The following is a 22,867-nucleotide window of genomic DNA, read 5'->3' as shown; positions in this document are numbered from 1 at the left end:
ACAAAATGGATGCGCCTGCGCATCTGTTTTGTTAGCATAAGCCCCGTCAGGGGCTAGGCAGCAATCTTTCTGTAAAGATCCGCTGGTGTTTTGTATCCCAGTGATTGATGGAAGCGCTCTGTATTATAAAACTCAAAGTACTGTTGCAATCCTTGATACAAACTTACTCCGTCTTCGTATACGTTCAAATAAATATTTTCATACTTCACGCTTTTCCATAACCTCTCAACAAAAATATTGTCAATCGCTCTTCCCTTTCCATCCATACTGATCTGTATTTCATGCTTTTTCAGGATGCTGGTAAATATTTCACTGGTGAATTGGCTCCCTTGATCAGTATTGAATATTTCAGGTTTACCACTTGTCGCTATCGCTTCTTCAACTACGCTTTTACACCAGTCTGCGGTCATCGTATTGCTGACACTCCAATTTACTACGTACCGGGTATGCAAATCAATTACCGCACAAAGGTACATGAAGCCTTTACGCATGGGCACATAAGTAATGTCCGTTGCCCATACCTGATTGGCCCTCGTAATCGCTAACCCTTTAAGTAAATAGGGGTATACCTTATGTGATGTATTCGGATCACTTGTACCAGGTCTTTTATATAACGTCTCCCAGCCCATTAGCTTCATTAAGCGGCCAAGCCGCTTGCGGTTGACGAAGTATCCCAGGCCACGCAACCTGATCTTTAACTTTCGTTCCCCGAAAAATGGAGTCTTATAGTACTGCTCATCAAGCAAGCGCATTATTGTCAGATTCTCCTCCGTTTCTGCAAGCGGCTGGTAGTATAATCCACTACGATGCAAACTCAATAGTCGACATTGCTGACGAATACTTATTGATGGATTTGAAGATTCAATCATTTTTCTACGAGAGACTAGTGACTTCACCGCAACTTTTTTTTCAAAAAATCATTCTCCACCTTCAATTGATCGATTTGGGCATATAGTTTCTCCATTTGTGCCTCCTGGTCTTCACTATTGCTGGTGGGAGCGTCAGAGTCAAATGCTCCAGCCAATTTCGCGGCAGCTTCCCGTTTCCACGTGTTTATTTGTGTTGGGTGTAGCTCATACTTCTTCGCCAGCTCCTCAATTGTGCTGCGTTCCTTCAGGGCTTCTAATACAACTTTTGCTTTGAAGTCCCCGGTAAATTTACGTCTGCTCTTTTTAGTCATTACTTTGGCAATTTAAGATGATTTTTTCTATCTTAAATACCGGACCTTTTTTCGGGGACCATTATACACCTTGCTGGCACATTGTTGGCAAAAAACAAAAAAGGCCGCTATTGCGACCTTTTAAATGTTTTATTTTTTCGCTCCGTCTACTGGACTAATATTAAACTCTTTATATGAGAGCCTGAAAAAGTTAAATGCACTGGCAGTGGCTTTAGAACAATTAGCACCAGCTTAATTACCGCTGGATAATAGTGTTGAAATATACTAGGGATGCTGTAGTTAAACCGCTAAATAAGGGATACCCCAATACATGCCTAATTCCTAGAATTCAGCTAATTACTATTGCTGTCTTTAATACTAACTTTAACAAATGCACGTTTTATTATTCCATTTTTTTCAATAGCCTTTACATTTAATACAATCCTATCGGATTCTATTTTGTGAAAAAAACGACAATGCACCTGTTTTATATATCCGAGAAGTCGATTATCCTTAAAAACTTTAATTGCATTAGGATCATACAAGTTGTCTTTCTCAAATTCAAAATCTAATATATCTCCAACAGATATTGTATCGCTGGGAAGGTTTTGTTTTGATAGACTAGCTAATTCAGTAATAAAACTTAAATTCTCTGTAGGGTTGTAATCTGCTAAAAATTCAAAGTTATCAGTCGGTGATAGGCCTTGGGTATGTCCTAATAAATAAAATTTATCATTTGCATATGTGCTTTTTATTTCCCAAAAATCATAAAACCGTTGAATATCCGGTCTTTCTGCTTTTATTAGCCTTTGCGCGAAAACATCTAACACATTGCCGGTATAAGCAATATTGATATCAGGGAACTCTGTATATGGTGAAAATCCAAATTCCAACGCTTTTTCTATCTCTTGTGGAAAATAGCTAAACTCGTATTTGTCTTTGGATTCTATTAGTCGGCGGAGTTTTCCAACAATAAATCGGCGTGACCCTTGGCCAGCTCTCCAACTCAAGTATATGGTATCAAATTCATTCATTGCATAGCTTCTTTAATTCATCTATCCTTGTGATAATTAGTTTAGCAATAAATTCCTTCCGGTGTTTGGGAATTTTGTGCTCTTTCAGAAATTCAGGTACTTCCGTATCTATGTCTTCAATCACTTCACATATAAAACTGGCATAATCTATATTAAATACCCGTTTTAGTACACTCAAAACAAAGAAATCGTGTCTAGAATGCAGAAGTTCTTGTAATAAATTGAAATGGGATACCTTATCTGAATTCCAGTGTATTTCAGCCAAGCCTCGTTGAATATAGGAATTTAATTTGACTTCTGATTGTAATAGTTCATGCACTCTTTCTTCAGTAAGTTCTCGTCCAAGACTACTTCCTGAATCATAGATTGGAGCAAAAACCATGCTCGATGGCTCAAATAGGGTGTTCTTATCAATATTTTTTCGCTCATCTTGGGGTAGATTAGCTAATCTATTTAAAGCATTTGGAATTGCGGTATGATCTAATATTATAGCCCAATTCTCTTGGTGCCGATCCCCATTCCCAATAATAGAATCAAAAATTATTGTTTCAACGATATCTTTATTAAATCTTGCCATTGCGAACTTGTCCAAAGCTGCTTCTATGGCTTGAAAATTATACAAACTCCTATGGGCCTTATTTTCTGGGTCATAATTAGGATTATATCCTTGAAGAAATCTGATTCCTTCTAAAAAATGTTGATTTTCAGGGTTCACCATGGATTTACTTATACAGCCTACAGTTGATCCATCATATGCGATATCATATTTCAGTACATTAAATCCCAAATGTACGCCAACATGGTGAGCTATAATCTCACTCCAAAACTCATATTTAAAATCTTTGCCTGGCTTAGTTGAAGTCGCTGATTTGTACTGCGATCTTTTATAGTAATAAAACTCTCCATTGGGTGATTGAACAAATTTCTTAGCGCGTGTTCCACCCGTATTGAACCATGAAAATTCGCTCCAATCAGAAATGTCAAAAAATTGCGCCATTTATAATTATTATGTGAAAAGCGTTAGAAACATATGTTGGTGCTATTAAGCTTATTGCTTGAATTTTACTACCAGCAATCAATCATGCTACAATTTATCAAATGTATAGGTTATCTCCTTTATATGTCCATTTACTCTTTTAGCTATTGCTTTTATATTCATTAGTTGAGGTTCTATTTCATCCATATTATGAGTAAATACTGTATTCTGATAATTAGGTCGGCCTCTTAAATGCAGACCAATCTTTTGTATTCCATTATTTACGCTTAGATAAGCCCAGCCGTTACCAGTTTCCTTATTAAGAGAATATACTTGAATTAAGTATTCCTTAGGATATTCATCTATTTCTACTATATCTTCCTTATTCACTTTTTCCACAGGAAAGAACTTGTCACTTACCGATTCATAATATTTCTCATCTATCAAGCCAGTTGGAACTTCAGCTCCTGAAGTTGTATAATTAATAAATTCAATACGATTAAAGCTCCTCCCAAAGTGGATATCTTTTAAATTTTCTATTGCATAATTCATGTTATCTATCAATTTCTGTTCAACCCCAGCAGCAGGCAGATTTCCGGCAGAATTATGTAAGGAATGAAATGCTTGTTCTAACCCTTTAAAGTCCTCCGATTTAATTTCAGCAGATTTAAGTGCATCCACATTTTCTTTAGGTAATTTTTCAAAAACATATTTGAAATATGAGGTCATGAACAAGCTTACATCATTTAAGGATACATTAAACAAAGAATTAGCCGTTACATGGCTTATCTCTACTTTAAAATTTATTTTAAAACTCCCTGCTGCCATAGCCTCCACATATATCCTTCTAGTTAATGCTAAATCATTTATGAAGTCCGTTGCAGTCTTTATAAATGATGATATATGGTGATTCACATTATTCACATCTTCAGGTTCAGCTAAATGCAAATCAGCCAAATTTCCCTTTAAACTTACCGCATAGTTGAAAGTCGATGTTAGAAGGAAATCAGGACAATATGAGTTTTCAAGTGGCAAAAATTCTTCTGGTATTTCTTCTAAGCTCGCAATATTTACGGCAATCTCTGAACCATTATACTTTTTGTCTACAAGGAAAACGGATTTATTTTCTTCGAGTATACTGCGCAAAGAAATCTTTCTATTGACATAGTCACCATATTGCTTGTCTGTAACCAATGTATGAATAAATCGCAGAAAGGAATTGTCATCATCATCAAACATGATTACTCCTAAAATTTGGCTACCATAGGCATTAGTGCCAGTATATATCACATCGTATTCTCCATCATTTACCAACGGAGAATAATTATTTACAATTTTATGTAAATCCTTGATGATGACCTTATGTGGCTTAACTTCAAACATTGCCAGCTAATGAAATTGATTCAATTAATTCCACTTCAGAATGATTAAAGACATCACATTTATAAAAATCATGATGCAAAGGATTATTCTCTAAGGGGGTAAATTTAATGACCCCCAAGCCTTCTTTAAATTTTATAATACTTAAGTACGGCTTGTATTTGGGTGATGATGGAAAAAGTTGCTTATATATCTTGAGGATATTCTCTTTATGATCTTGCGCACTATTTTTAATAATACTCATTGACACGCCTTTTAGTGAACACAACTCGCCGCAATCATAGGTCTTTCCCTCCTCTGTCTGTCCTTTTTCATGCTTTGAGCGAAAATCAGCTTCTCTAAGAAATTCTTTATTTGTCTTGATGCCCCAATGAGATTGCGCATCTTCAAAGCAGCTATCTTCTATGCAATTACAACTGGTATCCTGATGAAGCTTCTCAAATGTCATAGGGGGATTTACGTTATTCAAGTCAATATTCATTTTAGGGGTGGTTACGGTTATAGAGTCCCTTAATATAAGATTTATTCCATTATTGCACAAATAATTATCTTGACATTTTCAATCTTCTAAAACTTCAGTCGCTATACACAAGCCAATTCCCTTCAATCAAAAAGGTGTATCTGGCAAGAATTCTCTGGGAGAACATTCAAATATTCTAGCGAGTTCATTTATGTGATTAAGGTTATATTTGGCTCTATATTTCGGATTTTCTACATCTCCAATGAAACCAACCGATACATCAAGCATATAGGCCAATTCCTTTTGAGAATAGCCTTTCTCTATTCTTTTCTCTTTTACCTTATCTATTACATACTGTTCTATACGACTATGCAAGGTTTCAGCCATTGATGGAACTTTTTAGTTCCACAAAGAATCATTGTCCCAAAAAATATTTCACACATACAGGTATGTGTATTTTATTTGTGACAATAAAAACCTCTAAATATGGCAACCACATACAAATTCTCCGTTATGGTAGTAATTAAGGACAGTCATGGCTTTTCCCGTACCATTACTCCAATTATTGAAGCCACATCTGATCTTGAGGCAAAAAAAATAGCAATAGCGCAATATCCCAACGGTAGCGTTAGAACCGTTTCAAAAATCAATTAATCTATGGAACAAGAACAAAAGAAAACAGATCCATTTGTGATCATAACGTTTGCAGCGGGATTAGGAGGTTTTGCTATTCTTCCTATACTGTTTATTCCTGTTGGCTTTATTGCCGGTATTGTTTCTTATTATCGACTTAAAGAGAATGAGAGTCTAAAAGGTAAAGGGCTAAGAATAGCTGGATGGATATTAACCTGTATTAACATGATGTATTTAATGTATGAATTTAAGTTTGGCATTTTTAGTAGTTAATTTATGCTTCTTAATGTATGATGTGAATGTTCAAAGCCGTTATTTATCTAACGGCTTTTTTATTATTTCCTTTTCCAAAAATCATTAATTCTAATGATGTATTGATAATAAAAACTATACATATTTTCTTTCCAAGCTCAAACCCACAGCCACTATACGAAATATAAAAAACAAATTTTTTTAAGAAACCTTTTAAAAATAAAGTTCAAAAAAAAAGTCAAAATATTTCTTTTCTATTTTTTCCTCCATCACCTTTATCAAAATCGCAGAAAAAATAAATGAGAAACAAAAAAGTATTGAATGAAAAATTTTACAATGAAACATATGTCAATAAAGGGTTTCAGAGTGATTCATGTAATAGTTCTATAGATAGATGGGAGCTATTAGATAAACAAAGTCAGAAGAAAATTGAAGTTATCATTGAATTAATTTTCACTAAAAGTATCAAGGTGATTAAATTAAAAATAGATGGCTCCACTATCAAGAAAGGCTCTGCTATTGAGAAAGATAGGAAATTCGATTCTAATGCAAGAGTATCTGATTATTTAAAATCCAATTCCAAATTATCACTAAACCTTACAAATGATGGGGTTTTTGGAACAAAAGAAATATTTTTTTAAAACAATAAACTTAAAAATTTATGAAGGTAAAACTGATTACAATTCCTCCTTCTTTCTTTTTTACTCATTGTAATCAAAGTTAAGGAAAGAGCTTAACTATATGTCCACTCAAAGGTAGCAGTTCCAAAACATAAAAAATCAGCTTAAAGATATTAATAAGCAGATAGTCGATTATGAGCAGAAGCGGAGCAATAAGGAAGATGACTACATTAATGAACGGATTCCAGCGGACGTCTATAATAGCACCAGAAAAAGGTTAGATGGCTACATTAATGACCTAATTAATCAGAAAACAACATTAGCGGGTAATATGAAGCATCAATTCAAAAACTATCTGGCTAAGACCTCAATTCTTTTAAAGAATCTTTCCGAGGCTTATAAGAACAGCAATGTTGAAATTAAGCGGAGAATTCTAGGGGTGATTTTGGAGGACAAGCTAATTTTTGAAAATAATACTTATCAAACTCCCACTTATACCCCGGCTGTTGATGGATCAAGTTGAAAAGTTGGGGGATAGCGTAGAAAATAGTTGTTTTGCAGCAGATTAGCCAACGACGCACATGGATCAGAACTTTCGTAAACTTGTAGAGATGCTATTACCCGCAGGGGTTTTAGAGTATTTTGACTTAATAGATTCAAGCCAGGACCAAGAGGGTATAAATATATATCTGGAGGAAAAGAATAAGATTCCAGTAGAACATCAGCATAAAAAAGCACACTCCAAAGGCTTCTTCTCAGAAATTGCAATTCAAGATTTTCCTATACGTGGTCAAAGGGTCACCCTACATGCCAAGCGGCGGCGGTGGGAGGTTTTAGAGGATGGAGAAATAATAACAAGAGATTGGGAAATAGTAAAAAAAGGCACGCGAATGACTCCAGAGTTCGGTGCTTTTTTAAAAGGATTACTTAGATAAATATCCTGTAAGCCCAGTACAATTAGGCCATTTCTATCAGATAGACGGAAAACAGTTAGGCCAGCAATACAAGCATCATCTTAGTGATTTTACAACCTGGGATCAAAAGGAACACGCTTGTGAATGGATGCTATTCGAGCAAAATATCGGCACCACTTTAAGCATAGACGAAACAGCCTTTTCAAGTGGAGAACTGTATACCATCGTTACTAATAAGCTAGCTAAAGGACGTAAAGGCTCAATAGTGGCTATGATCAAGGGTACTCAGTCTGAATTTCTGAAAGAAATTCTATTTAAAATTCCTAAGCGTCTTCGCGGGAAAGTACACGAAGTCACTGTTGATATGTCCGGCAGTTTGAATAAGGCAGTAAAAGCCTGTTTCCCTAATGCTCACCGGGTAATAGATCGTTTCCACGTACAACACCTGGCTTTTGAAGCGGTACAGGAAATAAGAATAAAACATCGTTGGGAGGCTCTGGAACAGGAGAACCTGGAATATGAACAGGCAAAACGAACAGCAGTAAAATATGAGCCTGTCAAGCTACCCAATGGCGACACCGCTAAGCAGCTGTTAGCCAGAAGCAGATATTTGCTATTTAAACATCCCAGGCTATGGACCAGGGAGCAGCGGCAGAGAGCGGAGCTCTTGTTTAGTAACTATCCTCTTATTCATAAATCTTACCAGCTATCCCTTCGATGGGGTGAGGTTTATAAGCACTGCAAGTGTAAAGAAGAAGCATTTAAGAAACTGGCTTTGTGGTATAATGACGTAGAGGAAGCGGGGATATTATCCTTCAAAACCGTTGCCAGGACTATCAGAACTCATTATCTGGGCATCCTCAACTTCTTCAATAACAGGGCTACTAACGCCGCTGCCGAATCTTTTAATGCAAAAATAAAGTCCTTTAGAAACGCCCTAAGAGGGGTACGGGATGTGGAATTCTTTCTTTATAGATTAACTAAACTGTATGCTTAAAATTTACACTATCCCCCAACTTTTCAACTTGATCCCTGTTGATCTCTTACTTAGAACCAGTAAGGGTTTAAGAGAAAAAAGAAAAGGTTCAGAAGAAAATTCTGAACCTTTGTCTAGTAGTGCTCCCCCTGCTGGACTTGAACCAGCGACCCTCTGATTAACAGTCAGATGCTCTAACCAACTGAGCTAAGGAGGAGTGTTTCCCGTATCGTTTGCGCGATTTGGGATTGCAAAAATAGGTAAATTTTCATTTTTGCAAAATCTTATTTCATTTTTTTGAGAAAAAATTTAAAACCCCGCCACCACAGCGGATTAAACAATACTATTTTTTCACCGCTACCAGCTGTCTTTCCCCTAAAGCGCCCGCCCGCGTCGCCTTGCGGACAAAAGGCAAATCCAGTTTGCTCACATAAAAATGCGGGAACGACCGGATCACTGTGCAGGTATATCCTTGCTGTTGCAGGGAGGCCACTGCATCGGGGGTGGTAAAAATGAGTGCAGTGGCGGAATCGGAGCGTAACACCGGCGCCTGCATATAAAAATCGAATGCGTAGGAATTCGCCTGATACAGCGCTATGCTTTTACCGGGAAGATGTGTATTGGCGTAGGCGGCGGCTGTACTTCCGCTCTGGTACTGCATCATATCGGGGTACAGAATAGTATTCAGGTAGAGGTTCAGTAAAATGCTGATGGAAATGGTGCGGTAAAATACCGCCTGCCGGGTAGATTTATCCAGCCAGTAGTGCAACAGGAGGTAGAGCAGGAGCAGGGCCGCGGCCAGCAGGAGCCACGCGTAATGCATAGCCGGCTTGTACAGGAGATCGATTACCACGCCGGCAACGGCTATCACGATGATGATGGTGTACTGCGTCACCCGGAAAAATTTCAGCCCTTTTTCTGTTTGCAGCGATAAAATATATTGTGCGGTAAGGATCGCAAAAAAAGGAAAGATGATGTTCAGGTAATGCGGCAGCTGGAACCGGGAAAGTGAAAACAGTGCAAAAGTGGCCAGGGCTGCGCAGATGCAGTAATATTCCTTTTGCTGTTTCCATTTTTTTATAAAGATGATGACCGCAGCGTATAGCATCACCGACCAGGGGAGGAAAGCCCACAGGAGGGTATGAAAAAAGAAGAGCGGATCGCCGGAGCCTTTGATAGGACCGGTGTTCATGAAGCGTCCAAACTGGCTGTCCCAGAAGAAAAAGCGGATGCCCGATACGCCGGTGGCGCCGAATACGGTTTTCTCGGGGTGCTGGTCGAACTGCCGGTACAGTGCATACAGCTCCGGCGTAATGAAAAGCGCTATTAATACTGCTGCCAGCGCCCAGCGCCAGTGGAACAGCTCCTTCCAGTTGCGCGTAAACAGCAAATGGCCGCCAATAGCGGCGCAAACCGGCACCAGGGCGAACAACCCCTTCGTCATGATGGCGAAGGCCGTAAAAAGGGCGCCCAGGAGGATACCGCGGCGGTAGAAATGATATACTGCCGCGATGATCAGCCCGGTGAGATAAGGCTCTGCCCGTACATCGTTGTTGGAAATAACCAGATGTTCCGCCGTGAGCAGGATACACACTGCCCAGCGGGCTATTTTTTCATCATATAAATGAAGCGCAAAGCGGTAGGTATACCAGGCGCCCATCAGCAAAAAAAGAATGGCAGGCAACTTATAAGACCAGGTGTGGATGCCGAAGAGCTGAAAGCTGATAGCCGCCATCCAGAAAGGGAAGTGGGGCTTATCGAGCCAGTCGTGACCATCTGCATAAAGGTTCCAGTAGTCGTGTTTTATCACCATTGTTTTGGCAATACCGGCATATAGTGCGCCGTCGGGTTCCAGGATGGGTACAAAAAGGGCACTAAACTGCAATAGTACCAGCATAGCGGTGATGAGCAGCCATACTTGCTTCTCAGAGAGAACAAATGAGCGTGTAACAGTTGTAGACAGCATAGCGAAAAGTTACAGGCATCTGCCGGTTACTTCAAATATGACGATCACTCTTAACAAAAAGATAATTGTTTTACCAGAACCAGCCACTTTTCTCCATGCCCAGCCAGGGCCCGTCTTCACGCTGTTCTATAGGGTAGGTTTTCAGGTAGTATCCTTCTCCGCTGCTATTGTACCCATTTTTAAGACTGAACTTATAACGGTGCAGCGGGCATACCACATTACCGGCGGCATCTATCACTCCATCGGCCATAATGCCACCGGCATGCGGACATTTATATGCAAAGGCAAAAAGCTGTCCCTGGTGCAGGGTACAGCAAATTTTCTTGCCATTTACCTCCATTACGCTGATCTCTTTCTCTGCAAAGGGCAAACGGCCTTCTTCTAATTTATACCAGGAATATTCTTTGGCCATTAGTAGAAGAATTCGGTTTTATAGGGGAAGCGCTCCCTGTACAATTGGGTTACCTTGTCCAGGATGGTTTTGCGCAATTCCTCGATGTTCCTTTTTTCCAATGCGGAAATGAATACACAGTTCCCCTGGGTTTTTGTTTCCCAGTCCTGTTTCAGGGTATCCAGGATATCCTGTTTAATTTCCGGCTCCAGCCATTTATCAAAGGTGTTGGCCTCGTACAGGTCCATCTTGTTAAAGATCATAATGGTGGGCTTCTCAAACGCTTTCAGTTCCTGCAGTGTGCGGTTCACCACTTCAATCTGCTCTTCATACTGCGGATGGGAGATATCTACCACATGAATCAGGATATCGCTTTCGCGTACCTCGTCCAGCGTGGATTTGAAGCTTTCCACCAGGTGATGGGGGAGTTTACGGATAAACCCTACCGTATCGCTGAGCAGGAAAGGCGTTTGATCAAATACTACCTTACGGGTGGTGGTATCCAGGGTAGCAAACAGTTTGTTTTCTGCAAACACCTCACTTTTACTGAGCAGGTTCATGAGCGTGCTTTTTCCAACGTTGGTATAACCTACCAGTGCCACACGGATAAATTCGCCGCGTTCCTTACGCTGGGTAAGGGATTGACGGTCGATATCCTCCAGGCGTTTACGCAGGAGCGCTATTTTGTCTTTTACAATACGACGATCCGTTTCAATTTCCGTTTCACCAGGCCCCCTGCTGCCGATACCGCCTCCCTGTCTTTCCAGGTGACTCCACATACCACGCAAACGTGGCAGGATATACTGGTACTGCGCCAGTTCCACCTGTACCCTTGCCTGTGCTGTGCGGGCACGGCGGGCAAAGATATCCAGGATCAGGTCACTACGGTCGATCACTTTTACTTTCAGCACCTTTTCAATATTGGCAATCTGTGAGCCGGTAAGCTCATCATCAAATATAACCAGTGATATATCCCTCCCTGCAATAAACTGCTGGATTTCTTCCAGCTTACCTTTACCAACAAAGGTAGCCCTGTCGGGGTGTGCCAGCCGCTGGGTAAAGCGCTTAACAGCCGTAGCCCCCGCCGTTTCCGCCAGGAACATCAGCTCATCCAGGAATTCATTCACCTGGCGCTCTGTCTGGTCTTTGGTGATAACACCAACTATAACGGCTCTTTCCTCTTTTTGTACTACTTGTTTTTTGTCAATCAAGTTATTTCAGAATTTGGAGCAAATTTACAGAGAATTTAATCGCTACGCCATTTCTTCCTACATTTACCCGATCCAAAACAACCTTTCGATATCATGTTTAAACCTTTTTTACTGACAGGACTATTAATATCAACTATGGCTGTAGCCCAGGATAAGATGACACCCGAATTGCTATGGCAACTTGGACGGGTGAGTGGAGAGGCGTTGAGTGCTGACGGCAAAACCGTTATCTATAGCGTATCTCAGATCAATATGACAGAGAACAAAAGCGAGAAGAACCTCTATGCTATCCCGCTGGCAGGCGGCGCTGCAAAGCAGCTCTCCCAAACTCCCGGCGCAGAAGGAGATGTAGCCGTATTACCCGGCAATAAAATTGGTTTCTCCCTGAAAGAACAGTGGTATGAAATGAATGCCGATGGCTCCGATCCGGTGCAGAAAACCAACGTAGACGGCGGGATGCAGAATATCCGCATTTCTCCCGACGGGAAACATATTTTGTTTTCGAAAGAAGTAAAAGTAAAGAAGATCTCCGGCAGCGATCATTACACGGATCTTCCGAAATCCAATGTACAGATCTACGATAACCTGAACTACCGTCACTGGGATACCTGGGAAGATGGTAATTTCTCGCACGTTTTTTATGCCACTTACAATAATGGCGAAGTAGGCACTCCCGTAGATATTATGGCGGAAGAACCCTACGATTGCCCGCAAATGCCCTCCGGTGGCCCTGAAGATATGATCTGGAGCCACGACGGAAAAAGTGTGATCTATGTTTGTAAGAAGAAATTCGGGAAAGATTACGCTATCAGCACCAATACAGATATCTACGAATATAACCTGGATACCAAAACTACCCGCAACCTTTCCGAAGGAATGATGGGCTACGATGTGGCGCCCACCTTCAGCCAGGATGGCAAATACCTCACCTGGCTAAGCATGGCCCGCGATGGCTATGAAGCAGATAAAAATGACGTGATCATCATGGACCACGCCACCGGCGTTATCACCAACCTTACCAAAGGATGGGATGGCACCGCCGCTTCCTCCCGGTTCAGCAACGACGGGAAAAAAATATACTTCCTCGCCGTAATAAAAGGCACCGAGCAACTGCTGGAAATTTCCCTGCAGAAAAATATCGCCCAGACAACGGAGAAGCATATACGCCAGGTAACCACCGGCGACTTCGATATCAACAACATGCTGGCACAATCCGGTAACACCCTGGTAGTGTCCCGCACAGATATGAACCATGCAGCGGAACTGTTTACAGTAGATCTGCAAAAGGGCGCCCTTACCCCGCTTACCACCGTAAACAAAGCGGCCTACGATAAAATAGGCATGTGCAAAATTGAAAAACGCTGGGTAAAAACCACCGATGGTAAAGACATGCTTACCTGGGTGATCTTCCCGCCGGGTTTTGACCCTGCTAAAAAATATCCTACCCTGCTGTATTGCCAGGGTGGCCCGCAGTCGGCCGTATCACAGTTTTACTCCTACCGCTGGAATTTCCAGCTGATGGCATCCCAGGGTTACATCGTGGTGGCTCCCAACAGAAGAGGGATGCCGGGTCATGGCGTAGCGTGGAATGCGGCTATCAGCAAGGACTGGGGCGGACAACCAATCCGCGATTACCTGAGCGCAATTGATGATGTGAGCAAGGAAAGCTATGTGGACAAAGCACGCCGGGGCGCTGTAGGCGCCAGTTACGGCGGTTATTCCGTATACATGCTGGCAGGCGTGCACGAAAACCGCTTCAAAAGCTTTATTGCACACGACGGTTTATTTGACCTGAAAAGCTGGTACGGCACCACCGAAGAGTTATGGTTTGCCAACTGGGATATCGGCGCTTACTGGGATGCTGCCAATGCCAACGGCTACAAACATTTCAACCCAAGTGAATACGCCAATAAATGGAATACGCCCATTCTTATTATCCAGGGGGGCATCGACTTCCGCGTTCCTATTGAGCAGGGCCTGCAGGCATTCCAGCTGGCACAGCTGAAAGGCATTAAAAGCAAACTGCTGTATTTCCCGGAAGAAAACCACTGGGTACTGAAACCGCAGAACGCCATTGTATGGCAGCGCGAATTCTTTAACTGGCTGAAAGAAACCCTGTAAATCACTTATTAACCATATTATCATGGCTGCTTTATTACTGGATATTCAGGATGGTATTGCTACCATCACATTAAACAGACCTGAAGTATACAATGCGTTCAATGACCCGCTCAGCTATGAGCTGCAGGACGCATTAAAAAAAGCAGAAAAAGACCCGGCAGTGCGAGTGGTGGTGTTAACAGGCGCCGGCAAAGCTTTCAGCAGTGGTCAGGACCTAAAGGCCTCTATGGAGGCCGGAAAGCGCGACCTGAGCGAATCGCTGCACAAACGCTATAACCCGATCATTCGCGCCATCCGCAATATGCCCAAGCCGGTTATCTGCCGGCTCAATGGCGTGGCGGCCGGCGCAGGATGCTCCCTCGCATTGGCCTGCGACCTGATCATTGCCAGCGAGGAAGCCACCATGATAGAAATTTTTGTGAACATCGCGCTGGTGCTTGATTCCGGCTCTTCGTACTTCCTGCCCCGTACAGTGGGCTACCACCGGGCCTTTGAATTGGCTACCAAAGCCAGTAAAGTAAGCGCGGCGGAAGCACTGAAACTGGGACTGGTAAACAAAGTGGTGCCCGCTGCCGAACTGGATGCCGCCGTACAGGCGGAAGCCGCTTACTACGCTGCCGCACCTACGAAAGCCATTGCACTCATGAAAAAAATGCTCACCAAAGGCATGACGGATAACCTGGATGAAGTACTCGAATACGAAGCCTATTGCCAGGAAATTGCCGGCAACTCCGCCGATAACGCAGAAGGGATCCAGGCTTTTCTCGAAAAAAGAAAGCCCGTATTCAAAGGTGAGTAACCGGTAAAAGATAAGAGGTCGCTCTGATCATCTCATAATAAAAAAACGGCCCAGGTGTTAAACCCGGGCCGTTTTCTCTATATAAAAGCCCGGAGGCTGTTACAATCCGCTTAAACAAATACCGATCTGGTAAGGTCTGATATCCAGGTTATTGTTGGCATTGTCTTTCAGCAATGGATTCAGGGAATATGCGCCAAATAAGGCAAAGTTACCATATCCTACACGGGCAGTAGCCGCAAAGCGCCACGGGTTAAAAAATCCCCTGTTGGCATCTTTATCAATATCCTTGCTACCATTGGCGCCGGTATATTTTACTTTGGTGTGAGCATCCACCAGGGCGCCTACTTTCACACCCACCGCGGCTTTGAAGCCCTTGTTGGCGTTGTCCGGCACACTGCGATATCTTAATTCAATAGGAATTTCCAGGTAAGTGGTAGCCACTTTATTCTTTTTAGCTGTGGAAGTAGGGAAAGACACCTGGTTAGGATTCAGCTTTCCCTGGATGTCCATCGTATGATCTTTCAGGTAAACACCACTGGTGCTGATACCTAAACCCGCTGCCATACTCAGTTTGGATTTCTTAAACGGGAAGTCGTACATCAGGGCAATATTAAAACCCCTGTTAAGGCCGCTCTTAATACTGTCAGGCGCACCCGCCCAGCCATCGTATGACAACTGTACCATTAAAAAGTCGTTGGAATGGGTAACTTTATTAACCGCTTTATTCATCGGTGAGCCGCCCTCCTGCGCAAAAACTCCAATAGAAACAGCTATCAGACCCAGGGTAAAAATTATTTTCTTCATATAATATACATACTTAGGAAAAAGAATATTAGGCAAATATAATGGAATGATTGTAAAGACAATCCGTTAAAGTATTGCTAAAACATTTACCCCGTAATACATTCGCACGCCGAAAGTAACAGAAAAAGAAATACTGACCGCCATAATCTTTTCCAAATCCATACGTTGGATTGAACAAGATGAACAACAATATTGCCGCAAAATATCCTAATTTGAATAAATAATCCGTCACCCAGCTCATAACCCCTGCCAACGCTATTAAAGAGCCGCTGAAAAGCCTACGCATGAAAAAAATTGTAAATACAGTTCTGGTACTTATCCTGGTGGTATTTATGGCGCTCATGGGTTTTGTATATTATGCCTGGATGGTTAAAAAAAGAAGCAGGAGCGCGGCGGAAAACATGATACAAACCAACCTGCTGATAGATAAGGTAAGAACCGTAGCCGTACTGGATAATAACTATACTAACAGCATCCGCGACATGCTGCTCATGGGGCAGTCCCGCACTCCCGCCGCCAATTATGCCTTGCCGGACAGTGTGCTACACCTCCTGCAGGCTGTTTCAGCCAGTATGCCCGGTGATACCATCTCTCAAAAAATACTGGATAATTTTAGTACCCTTCTTCAAAAAAAAATCAGCTATCATCAGCGGATACTCGCCATAGCAGCCACCCAACCGGCACTGGCCAAACAACTGATCACTGCCCCCGAAAACACCCTGTTCCGTGATAGCGTAAGAATAGCCGTGAATAATTTTATGCAGGAAAACCGGCGTAAACTGATTGAGCGGATCGACAAAGACAATCGCTATACCCTGTATTCCTTCTGGACCACCATTGTCATGAGCCTCTTCACCCTGGTACTGCTACTGGGCGAATCGCGGTATTTATACCGGATGTTCAAAAAGCTGAAGCTGAAAACCAACCAGCTTTACAAAAGAGAACAATCCTTCCTCCGCCTGGCTGAAGAAACAGAACTCATCCTCTATAAATCGCGGGTAAACGGCATCTTTACCTACGTGAGCAAAGGCGCCGCCGAAATGACCGGCTACCCCAACACAGAACTGGTAGGCAAACACTACTCCCTGTTCCTGGAACAGGATACCTGGAAACAACTCGAAGCTTTTTATATGAACCAGGTGAAAACAGGCGACGACTACACCTCCCGGGAATTCGAAATCATTACCAGGTCAGGCACAAAAAAATGGGTGGAACAAATGGCTGCACTGGTATACGGAGAAGATGGCCGGGTAAAGGAATTTCAATGCGTAGTAAGGGATATTGATAAGAAAAAAAGAAACGAAGACCAGGTGATGTATCTCCAGAAACGCCTGGACGCCATCCTCGACTTTATGCCATCTATGATGTTCATAAAAGATATGCCCGGCAAGTACCTGCTCGTCAACAACCGTTTTACCGAAATACATGGCGTGGATAAAAAAGATATTATTGGCAAAACAGATGCAGAGCTGCCTTACGACTGGGTACAACGTTATACCAGCCTGGATCTTGAAGTAAGAACAACAGGCGCCAGGGTAAAATCAGAACAGAGCATTACCGTGAACGACAAGACCTATCACTTTCTTATTACCAAATTTCCGCTCCGGAATCCGGAAGGTGAAATGATCGGCATCTGCGCTATAGGACAGGATTTCACCGAAAAAAACAACTATATCACCGCTATTGAAAATGCCAATAACCTGGCACAGGAAGCCATCAGCGCACAGGAAATGTTCCTCGCCAATATGAGCCACGAAATTCGTACCCCCATGAACGGTATCATCGGCATGACCAACCTCCTGATGCAGCAAAGCCAGCTATCCCCCATACAACTGGAGTATGCCGGCGCCATCAAAACATCCGCCAACCACCTGCTGGTGATCGTCAACGAAATCCTCGACTTTTCAAAAATAAAAGCGGGTAAGCTACTGCTCCTCCACGAACCATTTGATATTTACGAGGTAATAGACAATGCACTCTTCCCCCTGAAACTACAGGCACAACAAAAGGAGCTGTTGTTTTTTGATGAGATAGATACCGCCATCCCACCTTATCTTTCAGGAGATGAAGTACGCCTCAGCCAGATCCTGACCAACCTCGTGGAAAACGCCATTAAATTTACCCACAGTGGAAAAATAACCGTGAAAGTATCACTGGTAAAGGAAAATAAAGAACAATCCACCCTTCAGCTGGGCTTTGAAATAAAAGACACCGGCATAGGCATCGATCCGGAACAACATGAGATGATCTTTAAAAGCTTCTCCCAAACACATGCAGACAATACCCGCAAATTTGGCGGCACCGGCCTGGGATTAGCCATCACCAAAGAACTCATCACCCTTCAACATGGCTTCATCCGGGTAAACAGCCGTTTGAACGAAGGCGCCACTTTTTACTTTGAGCTTCCCTTTGCCCGCAACAACGAGGAAGTTACCGGTAAAGATGAAAAAGGACACCTGCACCATGCAGAAAAACCACTGCAAGGGAAAACCATACTGGTAGTGGAAGACAACGATATCAATCAACAGGTGGTATTCCATACGCTCCGCAATGCCGGCGCCAGAACAGATGTGGTTAACAGCGGAAAATCGGCCCTTGAAATGCTGGATTACAAATCTTATGATTGCATCATTATGGATATCCAGATGCCAGGAATGGATGGCTACCAAACTACACAGGCCATCCGCCGGAAAGGCATCCGGACCTACATGATTGCCATGACCGCCTCCGCATTGAAAGGAGAAAAAGACCGCTGCCTGGCTGCCGGGATGAACGACTATGTTTCCAAACCATTCGACCGCACCGACCTGTTTCATAAAATCCTGAAAGGACTGGGAGAACAAATACCGGAAGCAATCATTGAAAAAAAAGAACCCGCTGAAATACCTTTCAGCGAACTAAACTTCTCCGCCGTATACAGCATGATGTCCGGCGAAAAAGAACATGTGAAAATAATGCTGGAAGAGCTGTTGGACTGCATTCCACAAAAACTTTCAGAGATGACCCAACTGCTGGCTGAAAAAGACTGGCAACCGCTTTATATGCTCGCGCACCAGATGAAATTTAACCTGAACATGGTAGGCATGCAATACGCATCGGATGTAGCCTTGTCTGTTGAAAGAGATGCCCGGCTCGAAGAAAATCTCGACAGCATTCCTGCCCGGTTGCAGGAAATTACCGCTATCTATTACCGGCATGTACACCTCGTAAAGGCGCACATTGAACAACCCTGACAGCGCTATGCCTCAGGCAAAGTAAAATAAAACTGGCTGCCTTTTCCTTCCTCACTGTTTACGCCAATGATACCGCCCTGGGCTTCAATAAATTCCTTTGAAATGGCCAGTCCAAGCCCGTTTCCCTGGCCCTTCATACCGGGAACCTGGAAAAACCTTTCAAAAATTTTACTCCGGAAGGCTTCCGGAATACCTTTCCCATAATCCTGTACCACAAACGATACCATTTCCGTTCCGGTAGGCGTTACCGTTAGTTCTATGGCGGCGCCGTGGGCAGAGTAACGGATCGCATTGGTTAAGAGGTTCACCAGTACCCAGGCAGTTTTTTCCACGTCTGCCAGTACGTTTGGCAGGGTGTCAGGCACCTGTGTGCGGATGGTGATTTCTCGTTGCGCGGCCTGTTTCTGCACAGTGTCCATCGCGTATTGCACAATGTTCATCGCAGTAACCGGCTGCGGCTGCAATTGTATATTGCCGCTTTCTACCTGCGACAGGTCCAGCAGCTCACTCACAATTTTTATCATGCGCCGGTTGTCCTGTTTCAGGCTGTCCAGCAACTCTTTCTGTTCCGTACTCAATACACCCGTCCTTTCATCTTCCAGCAACTTAATACTGAAATCAGATGCTGCCAGCGGCGTTTTCAGCTCATGTGAAATGGTGGCAATGAAATGCGTTTTGGCAATATCCTGTTCTTTGAAAGTGGTAATATTCCGGAGAATCACTACATAGCCTATACGTTTTTCTTCATGCCTGATATCGGTTGTTTCGCGGGTGAAGAAACATTCTTTCCCGTCCACCACTATTTTAAGGGGGGCGTTTTCCTTTGTATTCACAAGGAAACGCAGCAAGTCGTTACGTTTGGCGATTTCTTCCGCCGGTTGTCCGATGAGATCCTTTTCGGGTATGTTCAACAACTGCAACGCAGGAGTATTGGCAAACAGGATCACATTATTTACATCAAGTCCAATGGTGGCATCTTTCAGGCTACTGATCACAGCTTCCGCACGTTGCTTTTCAAATACAATACGCGCCAGGTTGCTGTGTTCGTACTCATCCAGCCGCTGGGCCATTGTATTGAAAGCGGTGGCCAGATCGCCGAATTCGTCGCCGGATTTAAAGTAAAGTCTTTTGCCGTATTGTTTGTTGGCAATATCTTTAATCCCCTGTGTCAGCGCATCTATTGGGTTGGCAATGTACCCGGGAAAGTTATAAACAAAAGTGAATCCCAGCACAAAGCAAAGCCCGCTGATAATAGCAATATAAAGCAGCGCGTTATCTGCTGTTTTCTTTACTCTTTCATTTTTACCTACAATGGCCGCCATATTGAGGTCCATAATGGTGTAGATATTTTTCTTTATAGCGCCTGCTTCTACGGTAGAATCTTTTTTCAGCAATTCAAAAATACGGGTCACTGCTTCGGTAGCATCTTTCTCACCTCTTTCCGTTACGTTAGCCTGTTGCTTTTTGAGATTAACGGAAAAAGTTTGCATAGCAGCTGCACGATGAGCCGGCAGATCTTCCAAAGCTACCAGCATATTTTTCGAATACTCCAGCGATTCATAGTTATCCTTGAGAATGAATTTCGCCTTTTCGTTCAGGCGGTTCAGATAGTAATAGCCCAGTATGCTCACCACCAGCAGCATGATGTACAGGAACAGTACACCAAGCGTAATCTTTGTTTTTAATCTGAACGTACTCATGATAATATGATAATGTCGATATCGTTGGAAGAAAGCGTTTTCAATAACTGGTTAAACAGGTTAGTGCGCAAAATGATACGGAAAAGACTGATATGCGGCTTTCCCATACAAATGGTGGTAACATGTTTTTCCAATGCAATGTTAATGATAGCTTCCGATACATTGGCGTTATGTTCCTGTATAACTTCCGCGCCGAGCTCTGTAGCAAGTTTCAGGTTATTAATAAGATGACGTTGGGCAGCGAGCGCAATCTTATCTGCACTTTCGCCCGGGGTTTGCACATACAATACAAACCAGTCGGCGTGATAATAAGCAGCCAACCGGGCTGTTTTTCGGATTACTTTCCGGGCCACTTCATCATTGGTAGAAATACATGCAAGGAAGCTCTCATGGCGCATCTGCAGGTTACGCGGAATCTGGATCTCCACTTTCCGTTCTACCTGTGTGGTTACTTCCTTCAGTGCCAGCTCACGTAATTGCAGGATTTTATCTGCCTGAAAAAAATTACTCAGGGCGCTCTCTACTTTAGAGCGGTCATAAATCTTACCTTCTTTTAAGCGGGTAATCAGCTCATCAGCGGTAAGGTCGATGTTCACCACCTCATCAGCCATTTGCAGCACCAGGTCAGGAACGCGTTCCTGCACCTCCACACCGGTAATGGATTTCACCTCCTGGTTAATGCTTTCGATGTGCTGAATGTTCACGGCAGAAATAACATTGATCCCTGCATTCAGCAGATCCACAACATCCTGCCAGCGTTTTTCATTTTTGGAGCCGGGGATATTACTGTGCGCCAGTTCATCTACCACTACCCAGTCGGGCGCCAGGAGCAGGATAGTGGAAAGATCCATCTCTTCCAGCATTTTTCCTTTGTAGAATACCTGCCGGCGGGGTATCTGGGGCAGTCCATCCAGCAGGGCATGCGTTTCCGCACGCCCATGTGTTTCAATATAACCGATCTGGATATTCACCCCATTTCTTAACATGGCATGCGCTTCCTGCAGCATACGGTATGTTTTACCTACACCGGCGCTCATGCCAATATAGATCTTAAACTTCCCTCTGCCGGCGCGGTTAGCCAGGTTAAGAAATTGCTGTACGGAGTGTTCTTTTTCTGTCATTATTATTTAGTTAGAACCATACGGCCAGTGATGCCGTGATGGCAGTATTGGTGTTTTTCAGTTCTGTTCCTTTCATAAATGTTTTGTCTTTTCCGTTAAACGTTCTGCCTTCCAGCCGGAACATCACGTTATTCACCGGGGTAAAATCCAGGTTAAGAGAGTAGCCGGTGGTTTGAAAGCCATCCGGTGTACCGGTGCTGATAATAACGCCGTTCTTATCATTGTAATGCTCTACACGTCCTGCCATCGCAAATTTATCTGTAAATGCGTACCGGGCAATTACAACAGGGCTGTACCAGCTGTTGAAGTCGGATGATCCTTTGGCCTTTTGCTGTAATCCATAGTCGAATCCTGCAATGACACTAAATTTATCCGTTATGCTAAAGGTACCATAAACATTATTAAAGTAGCGCATCTGGCGTACACTATCCGGGAGATCATTACCGATATAAGTGCTCCAGTTGAGCGATATTTTTGTTGTTGGCTTAAAGGTGATCTGTGTACCAAAAGCAGGGGTTTGGTTACCATCCGCCTTTTTGATCCTTTGCCATCCGTTCAGGTACATGGCGGCAAACGACCATTTGTCGTTAGGCGTCCACGTTACTTTGGCGCCGGTTTCATAATAAGGCGAGTTCTCTGCGAGGATGCTCCGCGTGAGGGTGGGGCAATCCTTTCCGATGGCGCTTTCAAAACCGATATGTGCAGGCATTACCCCTGCATCAATCCAAACGTTTTTCCCTACACGGATACCCACGTTAGCTTCGTATACATACTGCATCAGGGTAGGTTCCGATGCCAGGTTGTATTGCGGATAAGTGCCTGCCATCAGTCCCACGTTGGCCCGGATACGGTCCGATGTATACGTGGCCTTTACCATCGCCAGGTTGATGTTTAATTCGTTATGACGATTGTAGTTGTACAGGAACCCGGGCTTTGTATGATTCGCCGGGTTGTTCAGATCATAACTGTAATACGCTTCGGCATAGCCGGAAAAGGTCACTTTTCCTTTCTCTTTTTCTTGTGGCGGTGCGTCCTGTGCAAACATAGTAGTAGCAGCTGCCAGGGCGCCGGCCAGTAATAAAATTTTCTTCATCTTAAATATATAGGTTCGTGTTGT

22 protein-coding genes and 1 tRNA gene are annotated in these 22,867 nt (G+C 43.1%); 8 read left to right on the top strand and 15 right to left on the bottom strand.

Features of this window, described 5'->3' with window-relative positions; genetic code table 11:
• Positions 1-53 precede the first annotated feature (53 nt).
• The 7 genes from ACMXI2_RS29040 to ACMXI2_RS29010 all read right to left on the bottom strand — a co-directional run bounded on the left by ACMXI2_RS29040 (position 54) and on the right by ACMXI2_RS29010 (position 5,396).
• Positions 54-869: an IS3 family transposase gene (locus ACMXI2_RS29040; protein ID WP_483782421.1), complete on the bottom strand. Its 816-nt coding sequence runs from the start codon at positions 867-869 to the stop codon at positions 54-56.
• 23 nt (positions 870-892) lie between these two features.
• On the bottom strand, positions 893-1,180 hold the full coding sequence (locus ACMXI2_RS29035; RefSeq protein WP_483779369.1) for a transposase: 288 nt from the start codon (positions 1,178-1,180) through the stop codon (positions 893-895).
• Between the two features lie 332 nt (positions 1,181-1,512).
• Positions 1,513-2,193, bottom strand: coding sequence for an HIRAN domain-containing protein (locus ACMXI2_RS29030; protein ID WP_483779368.1), 681 nt, complete (start codon positions 2,191-2,193; stop codon positions 1,513-1,515).
• Positions 2,186-3,190, bottom strand: coding sequence for a HipA domain-containing protein (locus ACMXI2_RS29025; protein ID WP_483779367.1), 1,005 nt, complete (start codon positions 3,188-3,190; stop codon positions 2,186-2,188). Before ACMXI2_RS29025 ends, ACMXI2_RS29030 begins: the two co-directional genes overlap by 8 nt.
• 87 nt (positions 3,191-3,277) lie before the next feature.
• On the bottom strand, positions 3,278-4,552 hold the full coding sequence (locus tag ACMXI2_RS29020; protein WP_483779366.1) for a hypothetical protein: 1,275 nt from the start codon (positions 4,550-4,552) through the stop codon (positions 3,278-3,280).
• On the bottom strand, positions 4,545-4,997 hold the full coding sequence (locus ACMXI2_RS29015; RefSeq protein WP_483779365.1) for a hypothetical protein: 453 nt from the start codon (positions 4,995-4,997) through the stop codon (positions 4,545-4,547). Before ACMXI2_RS29015 ends, ACMXI2_RS29020 begins: the two co-directional genes overlap by 8 nt.
• Positions 4,998-5,156: 159 nt before the next feature.
• Positions 5,157-5,396, bottom strand: coding sequence for a helix-turn-helix domain-containing protein (locus tag ACMXI2_RS29010; protein ID WP_483779364.1), 240 nt, complete (start codon positions 5,394-5,396; stop codon positions 5,157-5,159).
• 99 nt (positions 5,397-5,495) lie between these two features.
• Between ACMXI2_RS29010 and ACMXI2_RS29005 the strand changes: the two genes are divergently transcribed.
• From ACMXI2_RS29005 to ACMXI2_RS28985, 5 genes are all read left to right on the top strand, one after another.
• Complete coding sequence (locus ACMXI2_RS29005; protein WP_483779363.1) at positions 5,496-5,663, top strand: hypothetical protein; 168 nt, start codon at positions 5,496-5,498, stop codon at positions 5,661-5,663.
• Positions 5,664-5,666: 3 nt separating this feature from the next.
• Positions 5,667-5,915: a hypothetical protein gene (locus ACMXI2_RS29000; RefSeq protein ID WP_483779362.1), complete on the top strand. Its 249-nt coding sequence runs from the start codon at positions 5,667-5,669 to the stop codon at positions 5,913-5,915.
• A gap of 278 nt (positions 5,916-6,193) precedes the next feature.
• Positions 6,194-6,535 carry a hypothetical protein gene (locus tag ACMXI2_RS28995; protein ID WP_483779361.1) on the top strand — a complete coding sequence of 114 codons (342 nt, stop codon included), beginning with the start codon at positions 6,194-6,196 and terminating at the stop codon, positions 6,533-6,535.
• Positions 6,536-7,125: 590 nt separating this feature from the next.
• The gene (locus ACMXI2_RS28990; RefSeq protein ID WP_483777571.1) at positions 7,126-7,449 is read left to right on the top strand and encodes an ISAon1 family transposase N-terminal region protein; all 324 of its coding nucleotides are present in this window, start codon (positions 7,126-7,128) and stop codon (positions 7,447-7,449) included.
• A 40-nt stretch (positions 7,450-7,489) separates the two neighbouring features.
• A complete protein-coding gene (locus ACMXI2_RS28985; protein ID WP_483782418.1) occupies positions 7,490-8,425 on the top strand; it encodes an ISAon1 family transposase in 936 nt (311 codons plus the stop codon).
• Between the two features lie 122 nt (positions 8,426-8,547).
• Here ACMXI2_RS28985 and ACMXI2_RS28980 read toward each other — a convergent pair.
• From ACMXI2_RS28980 to hflX, 4 genes are all read right to left on the bottom strand, one after another.
• Positions 8,548-8,621: transfer RNA gene (locus ACMXI2_RS28980), tRNA-Asn, on the bottom strand.
• Between the two features lie 126 nt (positions 8,622-8,747).
• The gene (locus ACMXI2_RS28975) at positions 8,748-10,370 is read right to left on the bottom strand and encodes an ArnT family glycosyltransferase (protein ID WP_483779360.1); all 1,623 of its coding nucleotides are present in this window, start codon (positions 10,368-10,370) and stop codon (positions 8,748-8,750) included.
• 70 nt (positions 10,371-10,440) lie between these two features.
• The gene (locus ACMXI2_RS28970) at positions 10,441-10,782 is read right to left on the bottom strand and encodes a Rieske (2Fe-2S) protein (protein WP_429043491.1); all 342 of its coding nucleotides are present in this window, start codon (positions 10,780-10,782) and stop codon (positions 10,441-10,443) included.
• Positions 10,782-11,972, bottom strand: coding sequence for a GTPase HflX (gene hflX / locus ACMXI2_RS28965; RefSeq protein WP_483779359.1), 1,191 nt, complete (start codon positions 11,970-11,972; stop codon positions 10,782-10,784). The genes ACMXI2_RS28970 and hflX overlap by 1 nt, the downstream gene beginning before the upstream one ends.
• 135 nt (positions 11,973-12,107) lie before the next feature.
• Here hflX and ACMXI2_RS28960 point away from each other — a divergent pair, with 135 nt between their 5' ends.
• Positions 12,108-14,093 carry a S9 family peptidase gene (locus ACMXI2_RS28960; RefSeq protein ID WP_483779358.1) on the top strand — a complete coding sequence of 662 codons (1,986 nt, stop codon included), beginning with the start codon at positions 12,108-12,110 and terminating at the stop codon, positions 14,091-14,093.
• 22 nt (positions 14,094-14,115) lie between these two features.
• Positions 14,116-14,892: an enoyl-CoA hydratase-related protein gene (locus ACMXI2_RS28955; protein WP_079471649.1), complete on the top strand. Its 777-nt coding sequence runs from the start codon at positions 14,116-14,118 to the stop codon at positions 14,890-14,892.
• A 99-nt stretch (positions 14,893-14,991) separates the two neighbouring features.
• Here ACMXI2_RS28955 and ACMXI2_RS28950 read toward each other — a convergent pair whose 3' ends face one another.
• Positions 14,992-15,696 carry a porin family protein gene (locus ACMXI2_RS28950; RefSeq protein ID WP_483779357.1) on the bottom strand — a complete coding sequence of 235 codons (705 nt, stop codon included), beginning with the start codon at positions 15,694-15,696 and terminating at the stop codon, positions 14,992-14,994.
• 284 nt (positions 15,697-15,980) lie between these two features.
• On the opposite strand from ACMXI2_RS28950, the gene ACMXI2_RS28945 reads away from it, so the two are divergent.
• The gene (locus ACMXI2_RS28945) at positions 15,981-18,929 is read left to right on the top strand and encodes an ATP-binding protein (protein WP_483779356.1); all 2,949 of its coding nucleotides are present in this window, start codon (positions 15,981-15,983) and stop codon (positions 18,927-18,929) included.
• 5 nt (positions 18,930-18,934) lie between these two features.
• On the opposite strand, the gene ACMXI2_RS28940 is transcribed toward ACMXI2_RS28945, so the two are convergent.
• From ACMXI2_RS28940 to ACMXI2_RS28930, 3 genes are read right to left on the bottom strand one after another with little or no spacing between them, the layout of a single operon-like run.
• Positions 18,935-20,629, bottom strand: coding sequence for a sensor histidine kinase (locus tag ACMXI2_RS28940; RefSeq protein WP_483779355.1), 1,695 nt, complete (start codon positions 20,627-20,629; stop codon positions 18,935-18,937).
• Positions 20,626-21,750 carry a sensor protein KdpD gene (locus ACMXI2_RS28935; RefSeq protein ID WP_483779354.1) on the bottom strand — a complete coding sequence of 375 codons (1,125 nt, stop codon included), beginning with the start codon at positions 21,748-21,750 and terminating at the stop codon, positions 20,626-20,628. Before ACMXI2_RS28935 ends, ACMXI2_RS28940 begins: the two co-directional genes overlap by 4 nt.
• Positions 21,751-21,760: 10 nt before the next feature.
• A complete protein-coding gene (locus ACMXI2_RS28930) occupies positions 21,761-22,843 on the bottom strand; it encodes a porin (protein WP_483779353.1) in 1,083 nt (360 codons plus the stop codon).
• Positions 22,844-22,867: the final 24 nt, after the last annotated feature.

The sequence above is a fragment of the Chitinophaga sp. G7 BAM 1005 genome (genome assembly GCF_057126945.1).
The sequence above is the reverse complement of the archived record's forward strand: the minus strand, read 5'-3'. Positions and strand labels throughout refer to the sequence as shown.